The organism is Streptomyces sp. x-80 (genome assembly GCF_046549095.1).
GTDB lineage: Bacteria > Actinomycetota > Actinomycetes > Streptomycetales > Streptomycetaceae > Streptomyces > Streptomyces celluloflavus.
Genome location: NZ_JAJPWM010000014.1, coordinates 64,508 through 79,695, shown reverse-complemented (window position 1 = coordinate 79,695; position 15,188 = coordinate 64,508). Strand labels below are relative to the sequence as shown.

The 15,188-nt window shown below is 74.1% G+C and carries 4 protein-coding genes; 2 read left to right on the top strand and 2 right to left on the bottom strand.

Features of this window, described 5'->3' with window-relative positions:
- Nucleotides 1-5 precede the first annotated feature (5 nt).
- Entirely contained in the window at nt 6-12,350 is a 12,345-nt protein-coding gene (locus ACLJWH_RS26565; protein ID WP_411144271.1) for an SDR family NAD(P)-dependent oxidoreductase, read from the top strand.
- Nucleotides 12,351-12,441: 91 nt separating this feature from the next.
- Nucleotides 12,442-13,629, top strand: a complete 1,188-nt coding sequence (locus tag ACLJWH_RS26560) for a cytochrome P450 (RefSeq protein ID WP_411144270.1) — start codon at nt 12,442-12,444, stop codon at nt 13,627-13,629.
- Nucleotides 13,630-13,772: 143 nt separating this feature from the next.
- On the opposite strand, the gene ACLJWH_RS26555 is transcribed toward ACLJWH_RS26560, so the two are convergent.
- Nucleotides 13,773-13,967 (bottom strand): ferredoxin, encoded by a 195-nt coding sequence (locus tag ACLJWH_RS26555; RefSeq protein ID WP_411144269.1) that lies wholly within the window; start codon nt 13,965-13,967, stop codon nt 13,773-13,775.
- Between the two features lie 29 nt (nt 13,968-13,996).
- Entirely contained in the window at nt 13,997-15,172 is a 1,176-nt protein-coding gene (locus ACLJWH_RS26550; RefSeq protein WP_411144268.1) for a cytochrome P450, read from the bottom strand.
- Nucleotides 15,173-15,188: the final 16 nt, after the last annotated feature.

Genomic DNA, 15,188 nt, shown 5'->3' with positions numbered 1-15,188 from the left:
CGCGAGTGATGGAGTTGACCATGAACACCCCCAGCGACGAGGTCGTCGAAGCGCTCCGCGCCGCGATGAAGGAAGCGGAGCGGCTGCGCCGGCAGAACCGGCAGATCGTCGCCGCCACCACGGAGCCGATCGCGATCGTCGGCATGAGCTGCCGGTTCCCCGGCGAGGTGTACTCCCCGGAAGACCTGTGGGACCTGGTCGCCTCCGGCACGGACGCCATATCGCCATTCCCCGCCGACCGCGGCTGGGACCTCGACGCCCTGCGCGACAGCGGCGTCGACGCCCGCGACACGGCGGTGAGCCAGCGCGGCGGCTTCCTCAGCTGCGCCGCGGAGTTCGACCCCGGCTTCTTCGGGATCTCGCCCCGCGAGGCCCTGACCATGGACCCCCAGCAGCGGCTGCTGCTGGAGACCGCGTGGGAGGCCGTCGAACGCGCGGGCATCGACGCGACCCGGCTGCGCGCCAGCCGGACCGGGGTGTTCATCGGCACGAACGGCCAGGACTACGCGTACCTCGTCGTCCGGTCCGCGGACGAGGCGACCGGCGACATCGGCACCGGCATCGCGGCCAGCGCCGCATCGGGCCGCCTCGCCTACACACTGGGCCTGGAGGGACCGGCCCTGACGGTCGACACGGCGTGCTCGTCCTCGCTGGTCGCCCTCCATCTCGCGGCGCAGTCGCTGCGCAACGGCGAATGCACCCTGGCGCTCGCCGGCGGCGTCAACGTGATGTCGACCCCCGGCTCCCTCGTCGAGTTCAGCCGCCAGGGCGGGCTGGCGCGCGACGGGCGCTGCAAGGCGTTCGACGACGCCGCCGACGGCACCGGATGGTCGGAAGGCGCCGGCGTCCTGCTGCTGGAAAAACTGTCGGACGCCCAGCGCAACGGGCACCGCGTCCTGGCGGTGGTGCGCGGCTCGGCCGTCAACCAGGACGGCGCCTCCAACGGCTTCACGGCCCCCAGCGGCCCGGCCCAGCAGCGCGTCATCCGCCAGGCCCTGGCGAGCGCCGGGCTCACCCCGGCCGAGGTGGACGCCGTCGAGGCGCACGGCACCGGCACCCCGCTCGGCGACCCCATCGAGGCCCAGAGCCTGCTCGCCACGTACGGGCAGGGCCGCGAACGGCCGCTGCTGCTGGGGTCCGTCAAGTCCAACATCGGCCACGCCCAGGCCGCTTCGGGCGTCGCGGGCGTCATCAAAATGGTGATGGCGCTGCGCAACGGCGAACTGCCGCGCACCCTCCACGTCACCGCACCCTCCTCGCACGTCGACTGGACGGCGGGCGATGTGCAACTGCTGACGGAACCGGTCCGGTGGCCGGTGTCCGAGCGCACCCGCCGGGCCGGCGTCTCGTCGTTCGGCGTCAGCGGCACCAACGCGCACGTGATCATCGAAGAGGCCCCGGCCGTGACGGCGGCCCCGCCGCGGGAGCGGACCGGGCCCACGGCGCTGCCCTGGGTGCTGTCCGCGCGGACCGCCGACGCCCTGCGCGCCCAGGCCACCGCCCTCCTGGCCCACCTGGCGGAGCGCACCCAGGAGCCCCGCGCCCTCGACCTGGCCTTCTCCCTCGCCACCACCCGGGCGAGCCTCGAACACCGCCTCGCCGTCACCGCCGAAGGACTCGACGCCGGCCGGAGCGCCCTCACCGCCTGGCTCGCCGACGGCACGGCCCCCGGCGTCACCGAAGGCACCGCCCTCGGCCGTCCCAAGTCGGCGGTGCTCTTCTCCGGCCAGGGCTCCCAACGCTTCGGCATGGGACGCGAGCTGGCCGAACGGTTCCCCGTCTTCGCCGAGGCACTGGACGCCGCACTGGCCCACCTGGACACGGCGACCGAGCAGCCGCTGCGGGACGTCATCTGGGGCGCGGACCCCGACCTGCTGAACCGTACGGGCTACACCCAGCCGGCGCTGTTCGCGGTGGAGGTGGCGCTGTTCCGGCTCATGGAGTCGCTGGGTGTCCGCCCGGACTTTGTGGGTGGGCATTCGATCGGTGAGGTTGCGGCGGCGCATGTGGCGGGGGTGTTCTCGCTGGCGGATGCGTGTCGGCTGGTGGGGGCGCGGGCGCGGTTGATGGAGGCGTTGCCGGCCGGTGGGGCGATGGCTGCGGTGCAGGCGACGGAGGAGGAGGTCAGGCCGTTGCTGACGGACCGGGTGTCGATCGCCGCGGTCAATGGTCCTTCGTCGGTGGTTGTCTCGGGTGCTGAGAGCGATGTGCTGGATGTCGTGGGGGTGTTCAAGGGCCAGGGGCGCAAGTCCTCCCGGCTCTCTGTCAGCCATGCTTTCCATTCGCCGTTGATGGATCCGATGCTCGACGAGTTCCGTGCCGTGGTGGCCGGACTGACGTTCGCCGAGCCGGCTGTACCCGTCGTCTCCAACCTGACGGGGGACCTGGCTTCGGCCGAGGAACTGTGCTCGCCCGAGTACTGGGTCCGGCACGTCCGCGAGGCGGTCCGCTTCGCCGACGGTGTCCGGACGCTCGCCGGACAGGGCGTCACCACCCTCCTGGAACTGGGCCCCGACGGCGTGCTGTGCGCCCTGGCCCAGGAGTCGCTGCCGGCCGGGAGCGTGACCGCCGTACCGGCCCTGCGCAAGGACCGCCCGGAAGAGACCGCGGTGGTGAGCGCGCTGGCGCGGCTCGGGACGACCGGTGTGCCCGTGGACTGGCCGGCGTTCTTCGCCGGAACCGGCGCCGCGGTGGTGGACCTGCCGACGTACGCGTTCCGCAACGAACGCTTCTGGCCGCAGGTCTCGCTCCGCGCCGTCGATGTGACATCCCTCGGACTGACCCCGGCCGGGCATCCGCTGCTCGGTGCGGCGATGGCCGTCGCGGGCTCCGACGAACTCGTCCTCACCGGCACCCTCTCGCTCGCCACGCACCCCTGGCTGGCCGACCACGCGGTGGGTGGCCAGGCCCTCTTCCCCGGCACCGGCTTCCTGGAACTGGCGATCCGCGCCGCGGACCAGGCCGGCTGCGACCGGGTGGCCGAGCTGACGCTCGACGCGCCCCTCGCACTGCCCGCGACGGGCGCCGTACAGGTGCAGATCAGGGTGGGCGGCGCCGACGACGCCGGCCGCCGGGAGCTGCTCTTCCACGCCCGCCCCGCCGACGCGCCCGACCAGGAATGGACCCGGCACGCCACCGGACTGCTCACCACCGACGAGCAGCTGATCCCCTTCGACGCGACCACCTGGCCGCCGCCCGGCTCCGCCCCGGTGGACATCACCGACGCCTACGACCACTTCGCCCGCACGGGCCTGGAGTACGGCCCGGTCTTCCGCGGACTGCGCGCGGTCTGGCGGCGCGACGAGGAGATCTACGCCGAGGTCGCGCTGCCCGCACCGGCCGCGGACGCCGACGCCTTCGGCGTGCACCCGGCGCTGCTCGACGCCGTGCTGCACGCGACCGTCTTCGCCAGCGCGGACGGCGACCGCCGCAGCCTGCTGCCCTTCGCCTGGAGCGGGGTGTCCCTGCACGCCTCGGGGGCCTCGGTGCTCCGGGTACGGGTGATCGGCAGCGGCCCGGACGCGGTCCAGCTGGCGGCGGTCGACGCCCAGGGCGAACCGGTGATCTCGGTGGCGTCGCTGGCGCTGCGCTCCGCGTCCCCGCACCTGGCCGCCCGGACCGTCCACGACGAGCGCCCCGCGCTGTTCCGGGTCGACTGGCTGCCCTGGGCGGGGGAGGGGGAGTGCGCCGACGCCTCGTGGGCACTGCTCGGCCCGGACACCTTCGGGCTCGGCGCCGCCCTGACCTCGGCGGGCCAGCTCCCGCTGTCCGTCGGCGCGTTGAGCGACCTGACCGCGGTGGTCCCGGATGTCGTGGTCGTCCAGGCGGCGGGCGATCCCGCCCGCGTCGCGGAGTCGGCCCATGACCTCACCCACCGGATGCTCCGCCTGGTGCAGGAGTGGCTGGCCGACGAGCGGTTCACCGGCTCCCGCCTGGTGTGCGTGACCCGGGGCGCGATCGCGGACCCCGACGGCGACGCGGAGACCGGCGACCCGGCCGCCGCGGCCGTCTGGGGACTGGTGCGGTCCGCGCAGGCCGAGAACCCGGGCAGGTTCCTGCTGGTGGACATCGACGGCCTCGACGGCCCGGCCGGGCCGTCGGCGGAGCTGCTGCCGGACCTGCCCCGGCTGCTGGACGCCGACGAACCGCAGGCGGTCGTCCGCGCCGGGGCGCTGCGCGTCGGCCGCCTGGCGCGCTGCGACGCGGGCGCGGCCCTGCTGCCCCCGGCGGGCGTGCCCTGGCGGCTGGACAGCCGGGCCAAGGGCAGTCTGGACGGTCTGACGCTGGCCCCCTGCCCGCAGGCACACGCCCCGCTGACCGGGCGCGAGGTCCGGGTGGCCGTCCGCGCGGCCGGCGTGAACTTCCGTGATGTGCTCAACGCCCTCGGCATGTACCCCGGCGACGCCGGGCTGTTCGGCTCCGAGGCCGCGGGCGTCGTGGCCGAGGTCGGCCCCGAGGTGACCGGAGTACGGCCCGGCGACCGGGTGACCGGCATGCTGTTCGGCGGCTTCGGACCGTATGTCGTCGGCGACGAACGGCGCCTGACCCGCATCCCCGACGACTGGTCGTGGGAGACGGCGGCGTCGGTGCCGCTCGTCTTCCTCACCGCCCACCACGCGCTCGTCACCCTGGGCGGCGTACGGCCCGGCGACAAGGTGCTCATCCACGCCGCGGCGGGCGGTGTCGGCATGGCCGCCGTCCAGCTCGCCCACCATCTGGGCGCCGAGGTGTTCGCCACCGCGAGCGAGGGCAAGTGGGACGTCCTGCGCGCGCAGGGCATCGCCGAGGACCACATCGCCTCCTCGCGCACCACCGCCTTCGCGGAGACCTTCGCCGCCGTCACGGGCGGCACGGGAGTCGACGTCGTCCTCAACTCCCTGTCCGGGGAGTACGTGGACGCGTCCCTGCGGCTGCTCTCCGAGGGCGGCCGCTTCCTGGAGATGGGCAAGACCGATATCCGCGACCCGGAGACCCTGCCGGCCGGTCTGCGCTACGAGGCGTTCGACCTGGGCCAGGTGGACCCGGACGACATCCAGCGGATGCTGGCCGAGCTCCTGGCGCTGTTCACCCGCGGTGTGCTGACACCGCTGCCGGTACGGGCCTGGGACGTACGGCGGGCGCGCGCCGCGTTCCGGCACATGAGCCTCGCCCAGCACATCGGCAAGATCGTGCTGACCATGCCGCCCGTCTGGCGCCCCGACGGCACGGTACTGATCACCGGCGGCACCGGCGGCCTCGGCGCCGAACTGGCCCGGCACCTGGTGACCACCCGCGGGGTACGCCATCTGCTGCTCGCCAGCCGGCGCGGCCCCGACGCCACGGGCGCCCGGGAGCTGACCGAGGAACTGGCCGAGCACGGCGCCGAGGTCACGGTCGCCCGCTGCGACGTGGCGGAACCGTCCGCGCTCGCCGAGCTGCTGGCGGCCGTGCCCGAAGCACACCCGCTGACCGCCGTGGTGCACACCGCGGGCATCCTCGACGACGGCGTGCTCGGCTCGCTGACGCCCGAGCGGCTGGACGCCGTACTGCGCCCGAAGGTGACCGCGGCCTGGCAGCTGCACGAGGCGACCCGCGGTCTCGACCTCGCCGCGTTCGTCCTCTACTCCTCCACCGCGGGCGTCCTGGGCAGCCCCGGCCAGGCCAACTACGCGGCCGGCAACGCCTTCCTGGACGCGCTCGCCCACCACCGGCACGCCCTGGGCCTGCCCGCGCTCTCGCTCGCCTGGGGCGCGTGGGAGCAGCGCGCCGGTATGACCAGCGGCCTGGCCGACCGCGATCTGCGCCGGGTCGGCGCGGCCGGTACCGGCGTGCCGCTGCTGCCGGTGGCGCACGGACTGGCCCTGTTCGACGCGGCCACGGAGGGCGACGAACCCCTCGTCGTCCCGCTGCCCCTGGCCACCGGCGCACCCCGTCCGGCGGGCACCGTCCCGGCCCTGCTGCGCGGCCTCGTCCGCACCGGCCGCCGCGCCGTCGCGGCCGAAGCCTCCCGCGCGGGCCTCGCCGAACGGCTGGCGGCACTGGGCGAGGACGAACGGCTGCGCCATCTGACCGACCTCATCCGCACCGAGGCCGCCGCCGTACTCGGCCACCCCTCGTCGGCGGCCGTCGTCGCCGAGCGCGAGTTCCGGCAGGCCGGCTTCGACTCGCTGACCTCGGTCGAACTGCGCAACCGCCTCGCGACCGCGACGGGCCTGACGCTGCCCGCCACGCTCGTCTTCGACTACCCCACGCCCGTCCGGCTCGCCGCGCAGCTGCTCGGCGAACTGGCCGGTCTGGACGGGGCACCGGCCGTCGCCACACCCGAACCGGCCGCGGCCTCCGGCGACCCGATCGCCATCGTCGGCATGAGCTGCCGCTTCCCCGGCGGCGTGCGCTCCCCGGAGGAGTTGTGGGACCTGGTCGCCGCCGGCGGCGACGCGATCTCCGGCTTCCCGGCCGACCGCGGCTGGGACCTGCCGACCTCGGCGGGCACCACGGACCTGGCCACGGGCCGCGGCGGATTCCTGCGGGACGTGGCCGACTTCGACGCCGGGTTCTTCGGCATCTCGCCCCGCGAGGCGCTGGCCATGGACCCGCAGCAGCGACTGCTCCTCGAAGTGGCCTGGGAGGCGGCCGAACGCAGCGGCATCGACCCCCGCACACTGCGCGGCACCCGTACGGGCGTCTACGTAGGGGTCAGCGGCCAGGACTACGCCGGTCTCGTCATGGGTTCCGCCGACGACGTGGAGGGCCATGCGACCACCGGCCTGGCGGTCAGTGTCGTCTCCGGCCGCCTCTCCTACGCGTTCGGCCTGGAGGGCCCGGCCGTCTCCGTCGACACCGCATGCTCGTCGTCGCTGGTCTCCCTGCACCTGGCGGCCCAGTCGCTGCGCAACGGCGAATGCACGCTGGCACTGGCGGGCGGCGTCACGGTGATGACCACCGCGGCGAACTTCAGCGGCTTCTCCCGGATGGGGGGCCTCGCCGGGGACGGGCGCTGCAAGGCGTTCTCCGACTCGGCCGACGGCACCGGCTGGTCCGAGGGCGCGGCCGTCCTCGTCCTGGAGCGCCTGTCCGACGCGCGCCGCAACGGCCATGACGTCCTGGCGGTGGTGCGCGGCAGCGCGGTCAACCAGGACGGTGCGTCGAACGGCCTCACCGCCCCGAACGGCCCGTCGCAGCAGCGCGTGATCCGGCAGGCGCTCGCCAACGCCGGGGTGTCCCCGGTGGACGTGGACGCCGTCGAGGCGCACGGTACCGGCACCCCCCTGGGCGATCCGATCGAGGCGCAGGCGCTGCTGGCGACGTACGGTCAGGGCCGCGACCCCCGGCGCCCGCTGCTGCTGGGCTCCGTCAAGTCGAACATCGGCCACACCCAGGCCGCGGCGGGCGCCGCGGGCCTGGTCAAGATGGTGATGGCGCTGCGCCGTGACGAGCTGCCGCGCACGCTGCACGTGACCGCGCCGTCCTCGCACGTGGACTGGTCCGCGGGCGCGGTGGCGCTGCTGACCGAGAACGCGGCATGGCCCGAGACCGGGCGGCCGCGCCGGGCCGGCGTCTCCTCGTTCGGGATCAGCGGCACCAACGCGCATGTGCTGCTGGAGCAGGCCCCCGCCGCCGAACGGCCGGGCGGCGCGCCGCGCCGGACCCCGGCCGTGGTGCCGTGGCCCGTCTCGGCGAAGAGCGAGGCCGCGCTGGACGCGCAGCTGGGCAGGCTCACGGCCTTCGCGGCCGGCACCGGCGCGGCCGGCCGGGCCGACACCGGGTACACCCTGGCCACGGCCCGCTCACTGTTCGAGCACCGGGCGGTGCTGCTGGCCTCCGGCGACGGTGTGCCGGAGATCGCCCGGGGCACGGCCGGTACCGCCTCGCTGGCGGTGCTCTTCTCCGGCCAGGGCAGTCAGCGCATCGGCATGGGACAGGAACTGGCCGAGCGCTTCCCGGTGTTCGCCACCGCCCTGGACGCCGTCCTGGCAGAACTGGACCCGTACCTGGACCACCCGCTGCGGGACGTCATCTGGGGCGCGGACCCCGCTCTGCTGAACCGTACGGGCTACACCCAGCCGGCGCTGTTCGCGGTGGAGGTGGCGCTGTTCCGGCTCATGGAGTCGCTGGGTGTCCGCCCGGACTTTGTGGGTGGGCATTCGATCGGTGAGGTTGCGGCGGCGCATGTGGCGGGGGTGTTCTCGCTGGCGGATGCGTGTCGGCTGGTGGGGGCGCGGGCGCGGTTGATGGAGGCGTTGCCGGCCGGTGGGGCGATGGCTGCGGTGCAGGCGACGGAGGAGGAGGTCAGGCCGTTGCTGACGGACCGGGTGTCGATCGCCGCGGTCAATGGTCCTTCGTCGGTGGTTGTCTCGGGTGCTGAGAGCGATGTGCTGGATGTCGTGGGGGTGTTCAAGGGCCAGGGGCGCAAGTCCTCCCGGCTCTCTGTCAGCCATGCTTTCCATTCGCCGTTGATGGATCCGATGCTCGACGAGTTCCGTGCCGTGGTGGCCGGACTGACGTTCGCCGAGCCGGCTGTACCCGTCGTCTCCAACCTGACGGGGGACCTGGCTTCGGCCGAGGAACTGTGCTCGCCCGAGTACTGGGTCCGGCACGTCCGCGAGGCGGTCCGCTTCGCCGACGGTGTCCGGACGCTCGCCGGACAGGGCGTCACCACCCTCCTGGAACTGGGCCCCGACGGCGTGCTCACCGCCCTGGCCCAGGAGTCGCTGCCGGCCGAGGGGGTGACCGCCGTACCGGTGCTGCGCAAGGACCGGCCCGAGGAGACCGCCGCGGCCGCCGCCCTCGCCCGGCTGCACGTCACCGGCGTCCCCGTGGACTGGGCCGCGTACTTCGCCGCTACCGGCGCGCGCCGCACGGATGTGCCGACGTACGCGTTCCAGCGGGAGCGGTTCTGGCCGACGGCGGCGGCACGGACCGTCGACGCGGCCGGGCTGGGGCTCGCCCCCGCACAGCACCCGCTGCTGGGCGCCGCGCTGGCCGTGGCCGGATCGGACGAGGTCGTGCTCACCGGCCGGGTGTCGCTGCGCACGCACCCCTGGCTCGCCGACCACCGGGCGCAGGACCAGGTCCGGCTCCCCGCGGCGGCGTTCGCCGAACTCGCCGTCCGGGCCGCCGACCAGACCGGCTGCGACCGGGTGGCGGAACTCGCCCTGGACGCACCGCTGACACTGACCGCACCCGACGCGTTCGCGCTGCAAGTACGCGTCGCCGCGCCCGACGCGGCCGGTGACCGCGCGGTGACCGTCCACTCCCGCCCCGCCGACGCGCCCGAGCAGCCGTGGCTGCGGCACGCCCGCGGAGTGCTGGCCGCCGGTGACCGCACCGCGCCCGACGGGTTCGACCCCCAGGTGTGGCCGCCGCAGGACGCACAGCCGGTCGCGCTCGACGACTGGTACGCGCGAACCGCCGCCTCCGGGGCGGCCCGCGGCCCGGTGTTCCAGGGACTGCGGGCGGTCTGGCGGCGCGGCGCCGAGGTGTTCGCCGAGGTGGCACTGCCCGACGAGGCCACCGGCGACGCCGCCGCGTTCGCGCTGCATCCGGCGCTCCTGGACGCGGCGCTGCAAGCCGCCGCGTTCGCCGCGGGCGCGGACGGCGGGCCGGTGGAGCCCGTCTCCTGGACCGGGCTGACGCTGCACGCCGGCGCCGCGACGGCCGCCCGCGTCCGGCTCACCGCCACGGGCCCCGGCGAACTGTCGCTGCTCGCCGTCGACGTGGCGGGGGCTCCGGTGGTCGCGGTCGACTCGCTGACGCTGCGACCGGCGGACGAGCACCCATCGGCCGGGCCCGGCACGGCAGGCGAGCCGGAATCGCTGTTCGGTGTCGCCTGGGTGCCCGTCCCGGCGGCGCAGTCGCCCCTGGCCGGTACCCGCTGGGCCGTCATCGGCGCCGATGAACTCGACCTCGGCTACGCCCTGCACCGCGCCGACGAATCCGTCATCGCGTACGGCGAGCACCTCGCCGACGCGCTCGGCGACAACGGTCGCGCACCGGACGTGTTCCTGGTCCCGGTGGTCGGCGAGGTGGCCACCGGCGGCCCCGTGGCGGTGCACGAGCTGACGGCCCGGGTGCTGGGCCTGCTCCAGGAGTGGACGGCCGACCCGCGGCTGGCCGCGTCCCGGCTGGTGTTCGTCACCCGCGGCGCGGTCGCGGCGGACGGCGCGGACGTGACCGATGTGGCCGCGGCCGCGGTATGGGGTCTGGTGCGGTCGGCCCAGTCGGAGAACCCCGGCAGCTTCGTGCTGGTGGACATCGACGAGGGATTCGTCTCGGCCGCCGCCCTGCCGGGCCTGCTCACGCTGGACGAACAGCAGGTCATGGTGCGCGCGAACGAGCTGCGCGCGGCCCGTCTGGTACGGCTGCCCGACGCGGTGCGGCCCGCGGCGCAGGGCTCCCCCTGGGACCGCGGCGGCACCGTGCTCGTCACCGGCGGCACCGGCGGACTGGGCAGCCACCTCGCGCGGCATCTGGTGACCGGACACGGGGTGAAGCGTCTGCTGCTGGCCGGCCGCCGCGGTCCGCAGGCGCCCGGAGCGGCCGCCCTGCACGCCGAACTGACCGCCCTCGGGGCCGAAGTCACCCTCGTCGCCTGCGATATGAGCGACCGGGCGGAAGTCACCGCGCTGCTGGCGGGCGTGCCCGCCGCGCACCCGCTGAGCGCGGTGGTGCACACGGCCGGTGTGCTGGACGACGCGACGATCGGCTCGCTGACGCCCGGACAGCTGGCGACGGTGCTGCGGCCCAAGGTGGACGCCGCCTGGTATCTGCACGAGGCGACCCGCGGCCTCGACCTCGCCGCGTTCGTCATGTACTCGTCGATCTCGGGGGTGATGGGCAGCCCCGGCCAGGCCAACTACGCCGCCGGCAACGCCTTCCAGGACGCACTGGCCCAGCACCGCCGCGCCCAGGGCCTGCCCGCCGTCTCGCTCGCCTGGGGACCGTGGGCCCAGGACGGCGGTATGACCAGCGGCCTGACCGACACCGACATGGCCCGGATGGCACGCTCGGGCGTACCGCCGCTGTCGACCCGGCAGGGCCTGGCGCTGTTCGACGCGGCCACCGTCCGCGACGAGGCGCTCGTCGTGCCCATCCGCGTCAACGTCACCGGCCTCCAGCAGGACCAGCAGGCCGCCGGCGCACTCTGGCGCGACCTCGTACCGCGCACCCGGCGCACCGCCGCGACCGCCGACCGGTCCCCGCGCACCCTGCGCGAACGGCTGGGCGGGCTGGCCGGACCGGAGCAGGAGAGCCTGCTGACGGAACTGGTGACGGGCCACGCCGCCAAGCTCCTGGGCCACCGCGAGGCCGGCGCGGTCGATCCGCAACGCCGCTTCCTGGAGCTGGGATTCGACTCGCTGATCGCCGTCGAGCTGCGCAACCAGCTCGCCGACGCCCTCGGCATCCGGCTGCCCTCCTCCGTCGTCTTCGACCACGAGACGCCCGCGGGGCTCGCCGCATGGCTGCGCACCGAGGCCGTCGGCCCGCTCGGGCTCGGCGGCGGGCCCGCGCGGACCGGGGCCCCGCGCGGCGCCCGGCACGGGGACGAGACGCTGGTGGAGCTGTTCTTCAACGCGGTCAAGGCCGGGAAGCAGACCGAGGCCATGGGCATGCTCAAGGCGGTGGCGTTGACCCGCCCCACCTTCGACAACCCCGCCGACCTGGAGGAGCTCTCCGCGCCGGTCACGCTCGCCGAAGGACCGGTCGGCCCCCGCCTCGTCTTCGTCAGCGCGCCCGGGGCGACGGGCGGTGTGCACCAGTACGCCCGGATCGCCGCGCACTTCCGCGGCCGGCGGCATGTCTCCGCGCTCCCGCTCATGGGCTTCGAACCCGGCGAACTCCTGCCCGCCAACGGCGAGACCGCGGCCCGGGTGGTCGCGGAGAGCGCACTGCACGCCAGCGACGGCGAGCCGTTCGTCCTCGTCGGCCACTCGTCGGGCGGCTCGCTCGCCTACCTGGCCGCCGGCGTACTGGAGGAGACCTGGGGCGTACGGCCCGAGGCCGTCGTCCTGCTCGACACTGCGAGCATCCGCTACGGCCGCGGCGAGGGCAACGACTACCACCGCACCCAGCGCTTCTACCTGGCCGACATCGACTCACCGTCGGTCAACCTGAACAGCGCCCGGCTGTCCGCCATGTCCCACTGGTTCACGGCGATGACCAGCATCGATGCGCCGCCCACGACCGCGCCGACCCTCCTGGTCCGCTGCGCGCGACCGCTGGACGGCTTCCTCTTCGACACCTCCTCCGTCCAGGCGGACACCGTCCGGATGATCGAGGCCGACCATCTGTCCCTCGCCAAGGAGCACTCGGCGCTCACGGCACAGATCATCGAGGAGTGGGTCGCGACCCTGCACACACCCGACGCATGAGCCCCGTCCGGGACCGGCGCGGCCGCCGGCCGCGCCGGTCCCGGACGCCGCACACCCCCCACCACCGGCACCACCCAGAGGGAGTCCACTCGTGACCACCACGAGCCAACTGCCCATACTCACCGCCGAGCCCCCGGCCATACTCCGCCTGAGCCCGCTGCTGCGCGAGCTCCAGGACCGCGCCCCGTTATGCAGGGTGCGCACGCCCGCGGGCGACGAGGCATGGCTGGTGACCCGGCACGCCGAACTGAAGGAACTGCTGCTCGACGAGCGGCTCGGGCGCTCGCACCCCGACCCTGCGTCGGCACCGCGCTATGTGAAGAACCCGTTCCTCGATCTGCTGATCACCGACGACGACCCCGACACCGCGCGCAAAGTGCACGCCGAGACCCGTACGGTTCTCACCCCGAATTTCTCCGCCCGGCGCGTACGCGACCTCAAACCCCGGGTGACGGCGCTTGCCGAGGCCGTACTGGAGTCGTTCACGGCCCAGGGCCCGCCCGCCGATCTGCACGCGCACTTCTCGGTGCCGTTCTCCCTGCGGGTGCTCTGCGAGCTGATCGGCGTCCCCGCCACGGAACAGCAGCGGCTGACGGCACTGCTGCACCGCATGGGCGGCCTCGACGACCGCCAGAGCGTCACCGAGGGCCAGCAGGACCTCTTCGGCTACCTCGCCGAGCTCGCCGACCGCAAACGCGCCGACCCCGGCGACGACGTCATCTCCCGCCTGTGCGCGTCCGAGGTCGCCCCGGAGCGCATCGGCCCGCTCTCCGCGGGTCTGCTCTTCGCCGGACTGGACAGCGTCGCCAGCCATATCGACCTCGGCGTCATACTGCTCGCCACCGACGCCGAGCGCCGCGCGGCGGTGCTGCGGGACGCGGACCTGATGTCGCAGGCCGTGGAGGAGGTGCTGCGCAGCGCCAAGGCCGGCGGCTCCGTGCTGCCGCGCTACGCCGCCGCGGACGTCGAGCTGGCCGGGGTGACCATCCGGGCCGGTGAACTGGTCCTGCTCGACTTCACCCTCGCCAACTTCGACCGGCAGGTCTTCGACCGGCCCGAGGAGTTCGACCCGACCCGGACGCCCAACCCGCACCTGACCTTCGGGTACGGCATGTGGCACTGCGTGGGCGCCCCGCTGGCACGGCTGGAACTGAAGACGGCCTACACCCTGCTGCTCTCCCGGCTGCCCGGTCTGCGGCTGGAGACCGGGGTGGACGAACTGCGGCTGCTCGGCGGCCAGCTGTCCGGCGGCCTCACCGAGCTGCCCGTCACCTGGTAGCGGTGCACCGACGCACGCCGTGCACGCCGTGCACGCCGTGCACGCCGACAAGCACTGATAAACGCTGACAAACGCCACTAAACACAGCCCCGCCCCCACACGATCGTGGGGGCGGGGCCGCGTCGTTCCCGTGGGGAGCCGGTTCAGTCCTCGTGCACGGTGATCGCTCCCGACGGGCAGATCACGCTCGCCTGCCGGGCGGCGTCCCGGTCCGCCGCGCCGGCCGGTGTGCCGATGACGCTGACGATTCCGTCGTCGTCCTGGTCGAAGACCTCCGGCAGCGACAGCACACACTGCCCCGCCCCGACACAGCGGTCGGTGTCCACACTGATGCGCACGTTCCTCACCCTTCCTCCGTGGCCGTCGGCTACCAGCGCACCGGCAGCTCGTGCAGCCCGAACAGCACCCCGTCGTATTTCAGGGCCAACTCCTCTACCGGTACGGCAAGTTCGAGCGTCGGGATGCGCTCGAACAGGGTCCGGTAGGCGATCTCCATCTCCACGCGCACCAGATTCTGCCCGAGGCACTGGTGCACCCCGTATCCGAAGGCCACATGGTGCCGGGCGGAGCGGGCCGGGTCGAACTCGTCGGGCCGCTCGAAGACCGTCGCGTCGTGGTTGGCGGCGGCGACGAGCGGCACGATGCCCTCACCGGCCTTGATCAGCTGCCCGCCGATCTCCACGTCCTCGACCGCCACCCGGAACGCCACCAGGTCGGCGACCGAGTGGTAGCGCAGCAGCTCCTCCACCGCCCGGTCGTCGCCGATCCCGTGCGGATGCAGCAGCAGCGTCACCACACCGAGCCCGATGTTGTTCGCCGTGGTCTCGTGGCCCGCGATCAGCAGCAGCATCCCGACGCCCGACACCTCCTGCGGGGTCAGCGTGCCGTCGGCGAGCAGCCTGCTGATCAGGTCGTCGCCCGGCCGCTTCGCCTTGATGGCGATCAGCCGGGTGAGGTAGCGCAGCAGCGCCTTGGTGGCCGCCTCCCGCTGTGCGTCGGTGGACGTCAGCGTGACCAGCACCCGGGTTTTCGCCTCGAAGAAACCGCAGTCCGCATGGGGTACGCCCAGCAGATCGGAGATCACCAGCGACGGCACCGGCAGCGCGAAGTCCGAGATGAGATCGGCCCGGTCACCGGCGGCCAGCATGGCGTCGATGCGCTCGTCCACGATGCGCTGGATCGCGGGCCGCATCTCCCGGATGCGGCGCACCGTGAACTCCGGGATGAGCGTCTTGCGGAACCGGCCGTGCTCCGGCGGGTCCAGTGCCACGAACCAGCCGGGCACGTCGTCCTGGCCGGGCACCCCGCCGGTGCGGGCCGCCCGGGGAAAACCCGGGTGCGCGGGATTGGAACTGATCCTGGAGTCGGTGAGGACGGCCCGGACCTCTTCGTGCCGGGTCACCAGCCAGACCGGGACCCCGCTCGGCAGCGTCGAGCGGACGAGCCCCGGCCGCTGCCGCAGTTCCGCGTACTCCGCCGGTGGAAAGGGCCGGCCGGGACGCCGTCCCGGAAAGTCGACGAGGTTGGGATCGGTGAGTGTCATCTGTGCGTTTCCCCTG

Bases quoted from the DNA above. Each gene is read 5' to 3' on its own strand.
- ACLJWH_RS26550 (WP_411144268.1), bottom strand. From the start codon at position 15,172: ATGACACTCACCGATCCCAACCTCGTCGACTTTCCGGGACGGCGTCCC.